General features: G+C 70.5%; 11 protein-coding genes and 1 pseudogene. 5 read left to right on the forward strand and 7 right to left on the reverse strand.

The annotated features are described in order from the left end of the window. Nucleotides 1–86: 86 nt before the first annotated feature. Nucleotides 87–1,229, forward strand: a pseudogene (locus ACIBJF_RS48900) (peptide-N4-asparagine amidase); the annotation flags it as partial. A 144-nt stretch (nt 1,230–1,373) separates the two neighbouring features. On the opposite strand, the gene ACIBJF_RS48905 reads toward ACIBJF_RS48900, so the two are convergent. Next, a complete protein-coding gene (locus ACIBJF_RS48905; protein ID WP_365327041.1) occupies nt 1,374–1,823 on the reverse strand; it encodes a MarR family transcriptional regulator in 450 nt (149 codons plus the stop codon). 114 nt (nt 1,824–1,937) lie between these two features. Here ACIBJF_RS48905 and ACIBJF_RS48910 point away from each other — a divergent pair, with 114 nt between their 5' ends. Both ACIBJF_RS48910 and mltG read left to right on the forward strand, forming a co-directional pair. Then, the gene (locus ACIBJF_RS48910) at nt 1,938–3,746 is read left to right on the forward strand and encodes an ABC transporter ATP-binding protein (RefSeq protein WP_399184364.1); all 1,809 of its coding nucleotides are present in this window, start codon (nt 1,938–1,940) and stop codon (nt 3,744–3,746) included. Nucleotides 3,747–3,848: 102 nt separating this feature from the next. After that, nucleotides 3,849–4,733: an endolytic transglycosylase MltG gene (gene mltG / locus ACIBJF_RS48915; protein WP_399184365.1), complete on the forward strand. Its 885-nt coding sequence runs from the start codon at nt 3,849–3,851 to the stop codon at nt 4,731–4,733. Between the two features lie 12 nt (nt 4,734–4,745). Here mltG and ACIBJF_RS48920 read toward each other — a convergent pair whose 3' ends face one another. The 6 genes from ACIBJF_RS48920 to ACIBJF_RS48945 all read right to left on the reverse strand — a co-directional run bounded on the left by ACIBJF_RS48920 (nt 4,746) and on the right by ACIBJF_RS48945 (nt 10,107). Beyond that, nucleotides 4,746–5,825 carry an NAD(P)-binding domain-containing protein gene (locus tag ACIBJF_RS48920; RefSeq protein WP_399184366.1) on the reverse strand — a complete coding sequence of 360 codons (1,080 nt, stop codon included), beginning with the start codon at nt 5,823–5,825 and terminating at the stop codon, nt 4,746–4,748. A 146-nt stretch (nt 5,826–5,971) separates the two neighbouring features. Beyond that, on the reverse strand, nt 5,972–7,126 hold the full coding sequence (locus ACIBJF_RS48925) for an LLM class flavin-dependent oxidoreductase (protein WP_399184367.1): 1,155 nt from the start codon (nt 7,124–7,126) through the stop codon (nt 5,972–5,974). Between the two features lie 18 nt (nt 7,127–7,144). Next, nucleotides 7,145–8,158, reverse strand: a complete 1,014-nt coding sequence (locus tag ACIBJF_RS48930) for an ABC transporter substrate-binding protein (RefSeq protein ID WP_399184368.1) — start codon at nt 8,156–8,158, stop codon at nt 7,145–7,147. 56 nt (nt 8,159–8,214) lie between these two features. Then, the gene (locus tag ACIBJF_RS48935; RefSeq protein WP_399184369.1) at nt 8,215–8,961 is read right to left on the reverse strand and encodes an ABC transporter ATP-binding protein; all 747 of its coding nucleotides are present in this window, start codon (nt 8,959–8,961) and stop codon (nt 8,215–8,217) included. Further along, nucleotides 8,934–9,839: an ABC transporter permease gene (locus ACIBJF_RS48940; RefSeq protein WP_399184370.1), complete on the reverse strand. Its 906-nt coding sequence runs from the start codon at nt 9,837–9,839 to the stop codon at nt 8,934–8,936. The genes ACIBJF_RS48935 and ACIBJF_RS48940 overlap by 28 nt, the downstream gene beginning before the upstream one ends. 184 nt (nt 9,840–10,023) lie before the next feature. Further along, nucleotides 10,024–10,107 (reverse strand): putative leader peptide, encoded by an 84-nt coding sequence (locus ACIBJF_RS48945; protein ID WP_313884353.1) that lies wholly within the window; start codon nt 10,105–10,107, stop codon nt 10,024–10,026. Between the two features lie 122 nt (nt 10,108–10,229). On the opposite strand from ACIBJF_RS48945, the gene ACIBJF_RS48950 reads away from it, so the two are divergent. Both ACIBJF_RS48950 and ACIBJF_RS48955 read left to right on the forward strand, forming a co-directional pair. Further along, nucleotides 10,230–10,652 (forward strand): secondary thiamine-phosphate synthase enzyme YjbQ, encoded by a 423-nt coding sequence (locus tag ACIBJF_RS48950; protein WP_399184371.1) that lies wholly within the window; start codon nt 10,230–10,232, stop codon nt 10,650–10,652. Between the two features lie 132 nt (nt 10,653–10,784). Then, nucleotides 10,785–11,189 carry a recombinase family protein gene (locus ACIBJF_RS48955; RefSeq protein ID WP_399184372.1) on the forward strand — a complete coding sequence of 135 codons (405 nt, stop codon included), beginning with the start codon at nt 10,785–10,787 and terminating at the stop codon, nt 11,187–11,189. Nucleotides 11,190–11,205: the final 16 nt, after the last annotated feature.

The raw sequence follows: 11,205 nt of genomic DNA on the forward strand, positions 1-11,205 counted from the left end.
CGCCCTGACGGCGATCCGGCTATCCCTGCCCTGCTCCGCAGGAGTCCGATTCCTCCCCGGCCTGAAGGCCGGGGCATCCTCGGAGGAACCCGGTGCACGACACCTACACCGGCGTCATCGACGTACACGTCACCCTGACCTTCTACGCGGGCCACCCCACGCGGCAGACCCCCGACCGCGTGCTCACCCTCGCCGACACGCCCGACGGCACGACCCTCACCACCCCGCGCAACAGCGAGCGGATCGTCGCCGAGGTCTACGCGACCGGTTCGGGCGGCGGCTGCGAGGAGTTCTGGTACCTGACCGTGGCCGACCCGGCGTCGTACTCCTGCAAGGCCGATCACGGCCCCTACCGCGAGGTGCAGATCAAGGTCGACGGTCAACTCGCCGGAATCGCCGCGCCGTTCCCGAACGTCTGGACCGGCGGCTGGTCCAACCCCTTCCTGTGGTATGTCGTTCCGGCGCCGGGCGCCTTCGACGTCCGGCCGATCGAATACGACCTCACACCCTTCGCGGGTCTGCTCGACGACGGGCGTGCGCACCGCGTCGAGGTCTCCGTCGTCGGCGTGCCGGCGGGGCAGTCGGGCTGGAGCGCACCGGTGAACGTCCTGGTCTGGCAGGACGCGCACCGCGCCCACGTCACGGGGGCGCTCACCGGGAACAAGGCGACGGGCATCGCCAACTCCTCCACCTACATCCCCGGTTCGGAGAACCGCGTCGACACCGAGGCGGGACACCGGCTCACCGTGTCCGGATACCTCGACACCTCGCACGGCCGCGTGACCACCACCGTCACCCGGACACTCGCCAGCACCTCCGTCCATCGCTGGACCGACGGCGAGAATACGGACGGATTGGACGCGACCTGGTCCGACGACCAGACGGTCACCGTCGGCGGGCACGGTCCCGCGCGGACGACGCACACCGACCGGACGTACACCATGAACGGCGCGACGACCATCGGCGCGGACGACCGGCTGCGCACCGTGCTGACGCTCGGCGACCGCGCGTCGGTTGTGGGACTGCGGGACGGCCGGCGCACCGCGTGGTCGCGGCTCGACGACACCTACAGCGGCGACGCGGCGTACACGATCAACGTTCCGCGCGACCAGCGGCACGCCGTCGGCACGTCGACCGAGCGCTACCGGCTGTACGGCTCCGACGGCTGCTACGACCGTTCGCTGACCACGGTTCAGGGAGTGCTCACGGAGGATCGCGAGCGCTGCTGAGCTCGGCGATGCGGCCGCCGTCGGGGCACGGCCGGCCGCCGAGGAGCCCGCACCGAAGGCGGGTTGACCGGCAACGGGGCTGAGAACATACCGGCGGGCCGTGCACCGAGGGTGGTGTGCGGCCCGCAGTACTGTGCGCCGGGTTCAGCAGCGCTGGCCGCCGTCCCCGTCGATGAGTGTGTCCAGCAGCACGCCGAGCACCTGGCGTTCCTTCTCTGTCAGCGGAGCGAGGATCTCCTCGGCCGCCGAGCGGCGTGCGCCGCGCAGCTCGCGCAGGGTCGTACGCCCGTCGTCTGTCAGCTCGATCCGGGTCACCCGCCGGTTCGCCGGATCCGGCACCCGCCGTACCTTCCCGCTCGCCTCCAGGCCGTCGACCAGCGTCGTCACCGCGCGCGGCACCACCTCCAGGCGCTCGGCGAGGTCGGCCATGCGCGGGGGCGAGGCGTAGTGCGCGAGGGTGCGCAGCAGCCGGGACTGGGCCGGGGTGACGCCCAGGTCGTGCCGTTCCAGATGGCGTTTCTGGATGCGGTGCACCCGGCGGGTCAGCCGCAGCAACTGCTCGGCGAGCAGGCCGTCGGGATCGGGGGTGGTCATGCGGGAACAATATCAGGATGCCGTTCATTGTGAGTATAGGTAACAATGAGCTACGATCCGTTCGTCCTCGTCGGCCGACCCCCGACCGGCGCCCGTACACCTCCGTAGGAGCCCATGCATCCCGATCGAGAACCGTCCTGGACCCCGCCTGCCGACGCCAAGGAGCAGCCCCGGCAGGTGCGCCGCATCCTGAAGCTCTTCCGTCCCTACCGCGGCCGGCTCGCGGTCGTCGGCCTGCTGGTCGGTGCCGCCTCGCTGGTCTCGGTGGCCACGCCGTTCCTGCTCAAGGAGACGCTGGACGTCGCGATCCCCCAGGGCCGCACCGGCCTGCTCAGCCTGCTCGCGCTCGGCATGATCCTCAGTGCCGTCCTCTCCAGCGTCTTCGGCGTGCTCCAGACGCTGATCTCGACGACCGTCGGACAGCGCGTCATGCACGACCTGCGCACCGCCGTCTACGGCCGGCTGCAGCGCATGTCGCTCGCCTTCTTCACGCGCACGCGTACCGGCGAGGTGCAGTCCCGGATCGCCAACGACATCGGCGGCATGCAGGCCACCGTCACCTCGACCGCCACCTCCCTCGTCTCCAACGTCACCAGCGTGGTCGCCACGATCGTCGCGATGCTCGCCCTCGACTGGCGGCTCACGATCGTCTCGCTGCTCCTGCTGCCGGTGTTCGTGTGGATCAGCCGCCGCGTCGGCAACGAACGCAAGAAGATCACCACGCAGCGGCAGAAGCAGATGGCCGCGATGGCCGCCACCGTCACCGAGTCGCTCTCGGTCAGCGGCATCCTGCTCGGCCGCACGATGGGCCGCTCCGACTCGCTCACCGCGTCCTTCGCCCAGGAGTCCGAGCGCCTGGTCGGCCTCGAAGTGAAGTCCAACATGGCGGGGCGCTGGCGCATGGCCGTGATCACGATCGTCATGGCCGCGATGCCGGCCGTCATCTACTGGACGGCGGGCCTGGCCCTGCAGTTCGGCGGCCCCAAGGTCTCGCTCGGCACCATCGTCGCCTTCGTCTCGCTCCAGCAGGGACTGTTCCGGCCCGCCGTGAGCCTGCTCGCCACGGGTGTCCAGATCCAGACCTCCCTCGCTCTCTTCCAGCGCATCTTCGAGTATCTGGACCTGCCCATCGACATCACCGAGCGCGAGCGGCCCGTCCACCTCGACCAGGTCAAGGGCGAAGTCCGCTTCGAGGACGTCGAGTTCCGCTACGACAGCGACGACAGGTCCCGCCCCGTCCTCGACGGCGTCGACGTCACCGTGCCCGCGGGCGGCAGCCTTGCCGTCGTCGGCCCGACCGGCGCCGGAAAATCCACGCTCGGCTATCTGGTGCCCCGCCTCTACGACGTCACCGGGGGCCGCGTGACCATCGACGGCGTCGACGTCCGGGACCTCGACTTCGACACCCTCGCCCGCGCGGTCGGCGTCGTCTCGCAGGAGACGTACCTCTTCCACGCCTCGGTCGCCGACAACCTCCGCTTCGCCAAACCGGACGCCACGGACGAGGAACTCCGGGCGGCGGCCACGGCGGCGCAGATCCACGACCACATAGCCGCGCTGCCCGACGGTTACGACACGGTCGTCGGCGAACGCGGCCACCGCTTCTCCGGCGGTGAGAAGCAGCGCCTCGCGATCGCCCGCACCATCCTGCGGGATCCGCCGGTCCTCATCCTCGACGAGGCGACCAGCGCGCTCGACACCCGTACGGAGGCCGCCGTCCAGGAGGCGATCGACGCCCTGTCGGCCGACCGGACGACGATCACCATCGCCCACCGCCTGTCCACGATCCGCGGCGCCGACCAGATCGTGGTCCTCGACTCCGGACGGGTCGCCGAACGAGGCAGCCACGAGGAACTGCTGGAACGGGACGGGCGGTACGCCGCACTGGTGCGCCGGGACGCTCAGCTGGAACCGACGAGCTGAACGCGGCCGAGCCGAACGCGCCGTGACCGACGCGCTGACGCTGCGAACCGACAGACTGAATATATGCCGGGTTTAGGGCGATATGCGTATTACCGTACCCGCATGCAGACGAAGATTCCGCCACGAGGCACGATTCGACTGACACGCCGGGGCAAACTCTTCCTCGTCGTGGCCGGCGCCGCCGTGGTCGGTACCGCCGTGACGGTGCCGCTGCTGACGCTGGACAGCGGACCCGGACAGACGCTGACCGCCGCACTGGTCGTCCCGGAGGGCTGGCGCGCGAGCCAGGTGTACGACGCGATCGACAAAGCCCTCCAGCTTCCGCCAGGAAGCACGCGCAAGTCCGTCGGGAAGGCCGGTCTGAAGCTGCCGAGCGACGCCGCGGGCAACCCGGAGGGCTATCTCTTCCCTGCGACGTATCCCCTCCACAAGGGGGCGACGCCCGAGTCCGTGCTGCGCTTCATGGTCGACACCGCCGACAGCAAGTTCAACGCGGCGCCGATCGCGGCCGGGGCGCAGCGCAACACGATGAACGTCTACCAGACCGTCACCATCGCCAGCATCGTCCAGGCCGAGGCCGCGACGAAGGCGGACATGAGAAAGGTCGCCCGGGTCGTCTTCAACCGGCTCAAGCGCGGGATGCCGCTGCAGATGGACTCGACGATCAACTACGCGCTGCGCCGCAGCACCCTCGACACCAGTCAGGACGACACACGCATCGAGAGCCCCTACAACTCCTACCAGCGCATGGGTCTGCCGCCCACACCGATCGACAACCCCGGCGAGGAGGCGATGCGCGCCACGCTCAACCCGGCGCCGGGCGACTGGCTGTACTTCGTCACGGTCAAGCCGGGAGACACCCGCTTCACCTCCGACTACGGGACGCACATGCGCAACGTGGCGGAGTTCAACTCCCTCCACCAGGGCTCGGGTGAGGCACAGAGCCCGAGCCGGACCCCGGCCTCCCCGCGGCCCTTGGTCAACTGAGCCGGCGCGACGTCACGCGGCGACCGGCTGGTCCTCGCCGAGCAGTCGCCTGATGTCCCGGACGGCCGCGCGGCCCGCCCGGTTCGCGCCGATGGTGCTGGCCGACGGGCCGTAGCCGACGAGATGGACGCGTGGATCGGCCACCGCCCGGGTGCCCTCGACCCGGATCCCGCCGCCCGGCTCGCGCAGCCGCAGCGGACGGAGATGGTCCAGCGCGGCACGAAACCCGGTCGCCCAGAGGATCACATCGGCGCTGACGTGCCGTCCGTCGGCCCACTCCACGCCGTCCGGGGTGATCCGGTCGAACATGGGCTGCCGGTCCAGGACGCCGTCCGCGAGTCCCTGCCGGACGGCGTCGTTGAGGGGCAGCCCGGTGACCGAGACCACACTGCGCGGGGGCAGCCCCTGACGCACCCGCTCCTCCACCAGCGCGACGGCCGAGCGGCCCGCCTCCTGGTCGAACGGCCCCTCGCGGAACACCGGAGGGCGCCGGGTGACCCAGGTGGTCGCGGCCGCGTACGGGGCCAGCTCCAGCAGGTGCTGGGTGCCCGAGGCGCCGCCGCCCACGACCACGACGCGCTGTCCGGCGAACTCCTCGGGTCCGGCGTACTGCGCGGTGTGCAACTGCCGCCCGCGGAAAGTCTCCTGACCGGGATAGCGCGGCCAGAACGGCCGGTCCCACGTGCCGGTCGCATTGATCAGGGCACGCGTCGACCAGGTGCCGTCCGAGGTCTCGACCAGCAGCCGCCCCCCGTCGCCTTCCCGTACCGCCCGCACGTCGACGGGCCGTCGTACACGCAGGTCGAAGGTGCGCTCGTACCGGTCGAAGTACTCACCGATCACCTCCGCCGAGGGCCGCGCGGGATCGGCGTCCGTCAGCTCCATGCCGGGCAGCGCGTGCATCCCGTGCACCTTGCCGTACGTCAGCGAGGGCCACCGGAACTGCCAGGCGCCGCCCGGCGCGGGGGAGTGGTCGAGGACCACGAAGTCGCGGTCGGGCTCGAAACCGGTGCGCCGCAGATGGTAGGCGCTGGACAGCCCGGCCTGACCAGCGCCGATGACGACGACTTCGCCCTCACGCGATTCGTTCACGCTTCTACCAACCGGGATGGGGGCGTGGATCTTCCCGGGCGCGGATCTTCCCGAGAGCGGGCGGCGGGCTCCCCGAAGCCGGGCAGGGCCGCCCCCGCCCCCGGCTCTCCACCCGCCGGACGCCGGCGAGGGCGCCCGGCCCCGGCTCAGCGCCCGCCGGACACCAGCAGTGGCGCCCCGCCCCCGGCGACCGGGGCCGCCGTACGGCCCAGCAGACCGCGTGCCGACAACTCCGGGATGACGCCCTCGCCGAACCAGTACGCCTCCTCCAGATGCGGGTATCCGGAGAGCACGAAATGCTCGACGCCGAGCGCGTGGTACTCCTCGATGCGGTCGGCGACCTCGGCGTGACTGCCGACCAGCGCGGTGCCCGCGCCACCCCGGACCAGACCGACGCCCGCCCACAGGTTGGGATGGATCTCCAGCCGGTCCCGGGAACCGCCGTGCAGCTCCAGCATCCGCCGCTGCCCCACCGACTCGCTGCGCCCGAGCGCTGCCTGCGCGGCGGCGATCGTGCCGGCGTCGAGGTCGTCGAGCAGCCGGTCCGCCGTCGCCCAGGCTTCGGCGGAGGTGTCCCGGGAGATCGTGTGCAGCCGGATCCCGAAGCGGACCGTACGGCCCTCGCGCTCGGCCAGCGACCGGATCCAGTCGATCTTCCGCTGCACCTGGGCCGGTGGTTCACCCCAGGTCAGATACACATCCGCGTGCCGAGCGGCCACCGGACCGGCCGCCGCCGAGGAACCGCCGAAGAACAGCTGCGGCACCGGGTCCGGCGGCAGCGCGGTCAGCCCGCCCTCGACCCGGTAATGGGCTCCGTCGAAGTCGTACGGCTCCCCGCGCCACACCCCGCGTACGACGGACAGGAACTCGTCCGTGCGCTCGTAGCGCTGGTCATGGTCCAGATGGTCGCCGAAGCGCCGCTGCTCGGCGGAGTCGCCGCCGGTGACCACGTTGAGCAGCAGCCGTCCACGGGTCACCCGCTGGTACGTGGCGGCCATCTGTGCGGCCAGCGTCGGTGAGAGCAGCCCCGGCCGGAACGCCACCAGGAACTTCAGCCGTTCGGTGTGCTGTGCGAGCGCGGCCGTCGTGAGCCAGGCGTCCTCGCACCAGGTGCCGGTCGGGGTCAGCACCGCCTCGAAGCCCAGCTGCTCCGCGGCCTTGGCGATCTGCGCCAGGTACGCGATGTCCGGTGCCCGCACCCCCGCTCCCTTACGGGCGTCGTTCGGGCCGTAGGCGTGCCGGTCAACCAGGGTGCGGCCGTCGCCGCCGGTCGGCAGGAACCAGTGCAGTCGTACGGTCATGTCCGCTGTCTTCCGTTCTCAGCCCTTGGCCGGGGTGGTCGAGGGCGGCAGGTCGTCGTTGAACCGCGAGTCCACGAAGTCGCCGAAGTCCACTTTCTTCGGGATCAGTTTCAACTCGGCGAAGGTGTCGGCGATCTGCTGCTCGGAGGCGACGAGCGGCTTGTCGACGGCGACCGCGACCCGCGTGGAGTTGGTCCGTTTCACGGAGGCCAGCGCCACGTCGTACGGCAGCCCGGTGTCCTTGGCCCACACCTTGGCCCATTCCTGCTGATGGTTGTGGACCCAGGCCGTCGCCCGCCGCAGCCGGGCCAGGTAGTCCTTGACGGCACGGGCCTTCTCCGGGTCCTTGAGGGCGGCCGGCGCGGCCACCTGGAAGCTGAGCCCGTTGGTGATGCCCGCACCCGTGGTCAGCACCCGGCCCTGCCTGGCCTGGAGGATCTGGGAGGTGTACGGGTCCCAGACCGCCCACGCGTCGACCTTGCCTGAGGTGAACGCGGCGAGCGCGTCGGCCGGCTGGAGGTACTTGACGTGGACGTCGGCCAGGCTCAGCCCTGCCGCCTTCAGCGAGGCGACCAGCTGGTAGTGCGCCGACGAACCCTGGGCCACGGCCACGGACCTGCCCTTGAGCTGGTCCGGCCGGGTCAGCTCGGAGTTGCCCGGCACCAGGATGGTGTCGCCCCTGGAGGTGCCGTGCCAGGCGGCCACGACGGAGATCTTCGAGCCGGCGCCGGCCGCGAAGACGGGCGGGGTGTTGCCGACGCCGCCGATGTCGACGGCACCCGCGTTGACGGCCTCCAACAGCGGTGGGCCGGAGCTGAACGTCGACCACTTGATCTTGTAGTCCAGTTTCTTCAGCTCCCCGGCGGCACGCAGAATGGCTTCCGAACCGCCCTTCTGATCACCGACGTTCAGCGTGACGGAGCCCTTGCCGTCGAGGTCGCCGCCCGTGCTCGCGGACGAGTTCCCGCCGCAAGCGGTGAGCAGGAGGGTGAAGGGGAGGAGCAGTGCTGCGGGCATGAGGCGTTGTCGCATGGCGCTTCCGTTCATGTGCGGGGTTTTCAGGGACGTCCAAGGGCGTTCAGGGGTGTTCAAGCGGCTTCGGCGGCGGTGCTGACGCCGAGCCGCCGCAGCAGGCCGGCGCGGAGCTCGGCGAAACGGGGATCGGTGATCTCGCGCGGCCGGTCGAGGCCGATACGCTGCTCGTGGGCGATCCGGCCGCCGTCCATCACCAGCACGCGGTCAGCGAGCAGCACCGCCTCCTCGACGTCGTGCGTGACCAGCAGCACGGCGCAGCCACGGCGCTGCCACACCTCCCCGACCAGACGCTGCGCCTTGATCCGGGTCAGCGCGTCCAGCGCGCCGAACGGCTCGTCGAGCAGCAGCAGATCGGGTTCGCGAACCAGGGCGCGGGCGAGGGCGGCGCGCTGCGCCTCGCCGCCGGAGAGCGTCTTCGGCCAGGCGCCGATCCGGTGGCCGAGGCCGACCTCGTCCAACACCCGCTCGGCCACGGCGCGTTCGGGCCTGCCGGGCAGGCCGAGCAGGACGTTGCGCCAGACCCTCTTCCAGGGCATGAGCCGGGGCGCCTGGAAGGCGACGGCCCTGCGGCGCGGGACCAGCGCGGTGCCCTGGATGTCGCGGTCGAGGCCCGCGAGGATGCGCAGCAGCGTCGACTTGCCGCAGCCACTGCGACCGAGCAGGGCGACGAACTCGCCGGGAGCGATGTCGAGTCGGAGGTCGTCGATGACGGCCCGTCCGTCGAAGGAGCGGATCAGCCCCTCGACGTGCACGGCCGGGGCCGGCTCGGCGGTCACCGGCCGGTGAACGTCGGTCGCCATTGCAGCAGCAGCCTTTCGAGAGAGCGGACGACGAAGTCGGCGAGGAGGCCGAGGAAGGCGTAGACGATCAGGCAGACCACGATCACGTCGGTCCGCAGGAAGTCCCGCGCCTGCACCATCAGAAAGCCGATGCCGGCATCGGCGTTGACCTGCTCGGCGAAGACCAGCGCGAGCCAGGCGATGCCGAGCGAGTAACGCAGCCCGGTGAGTGCGCCGGGCAGCGCGCCCGGCAGCACGACATGGCGCACCAGACCCCACCGGGAGAGCCCCAATGACTCACCGGCCTCGATGAGTGCGGAGTCGACGCCGCGGATCCCGGCGTACACATTGAGATAGAGCGGGAAGGTCACTCCGAGCGTGATGATCGCGATCTTCGGGGTCTCGCCGATCCCGAACCAGATGATGAACAGCGGGATGAGACCGACGAACGGCACCGTGCGCAGCATCTGCACCGGCGCGTCCACCAGGTCCTCACCGATCCGAAACAGCCCCGAGACCAGGGCCAGTCCGGTGCCGATCACGGTCCCGAACAGCAACCCGAACGCGACACGCCGGAGGGAGGTCCCCATGGCCGACGGCAGCGAACCGTCACCGACCAGATCCCAGCCGACCTGGGCGATCCGGCCCGGCGAGGCGAGCACATCGGCCGTCAACGCGCCGGTGGCGCTGAGGAGTTGCCACAGGGCGAGCAGCAAGAGCGGGCCCGCCGTACGGCGCAGCCAGCGGGGGACGCGGAGGTGACGGGAGGAGGCGGGGACGACAGGCTGGAGATCCGGTGCGGTTCGGCGTTCCGAATGCGACGTGCCGGGCCCATGGGACTTGGATATACCGGAAATATCCGGCCCGGGAGAGCTGGGTGGGGCATGGCTGATGCTCATGGTTGCTCCACGGAGGGGGAGGGCGGGGCAGGGGAAGAGCGGGGGAGGGGATACGGGGACTCGGCTCTTCGCGCCGACACGTCATGCCCGCCTCAACCGCAGACCACGGCAGCGCAGGTCAGGCAGGACTCGGCAGTGCAGGCGTCAGTAGAGCCCGAGAGGAGAGATGAAGCGGGAAAGGGCGTCAGCGGCCGCGGCGACACGCGGCGGAGGCCACCCGCAGCAGGTCGATATGACCGCGCGTGGTGAGCAGGGCTGAACGCAACATGCGGCAGAAGGTAGCCAGATGACCGTGCCACGGTCAACGGTGTCTCGTCCTGTGGACCGGCCGTCTCGCTCTGTGCCCGTGCCATGGGGCGCGAAGCCCGGCGCATGGGCCAGGATGGGGGCATGCCCGATGCCTTCACCACCCGCATGCTGCACGTCTCCACCGGCTCCCGGGAACGCGTCGTCGATCTCACCGCCGACTGCGAGGACTTCCTGCGCGAGGCAGCGGCCGGCCGCGACGGCCTGCTCAGTATCTTCGTCCCGCACGCGACGGCCGGAATCGCCATCATCGAGACGGGCGCCGGCAGCGACGACGACCTCCTCACCGCCCTGCACACCCTGCTCCCGGCCGACGACCGCTGGCAGCACCGCCACGGCAGCCCCGGCCACGGCCGCGACCACGTCCTCCCGGCCATCGTCCCACCCCACGCGACCCTCCCGGTGATCAGCGGCCGCCTGGAGCTGGGCACCTGGCAGTCGGTCTGCCTGGTCGACACCAATAAAGATAATGCCAACCGTCAGGTTCGCCTGAGCTTCCTGGGCTGAGCAAGATCATCCTAGGTGTGGCCGCCAAATCTCCGTACCTTGCGTGCTCGAAACGGAGAAGTCTTGCGCGGTACGGAACGCCCCTACGATGGATGCGGGATGTGCCTCCTCGGTGTGCGACGGCTATCGCGGATGAAGCTAGCCACGTCGTCTCCGGAGCGGCAACGCGAGGACGTGCTGACCGCCGCCGCATCTGTTGGGGGCCACATCATCGGCTGGGCCGACGACTGGGAGGTGTCGGGCGCCACCGACTCGATGACCCGGCCGAAACTGGGCCCTTGGCTTCGCGATGAGAGGGGTCCGTACGACGGGCTGGTGGCTGCAGCCATGGACCGGCTCGGCCGCAACGTCGTGGACTGCCTGAACACCGGCTACAAGATGCGTGATGAAGGGAAGTTACTCGTCATCTACGGCCATGACGGTCCGTGGGATCTGGATGACCAGGTCGACGAGAACCGCTTCACCGGGTTCCTCCGAGGATGCCCCGGCCTTCAGGCCGGGGAGGAATCGGACTCCTGCGGAGCAGGGCAGGGATAGCCGGATCGCCGTCAGG

The organism is Streptomyces sp. NPDC050743 (assembly GCF_044456925.1).
GTDB lineage: Bacteria > Actinomycetota > Actinomycetes > Streptomycetales > Streptomycetaceae > Streptomyces.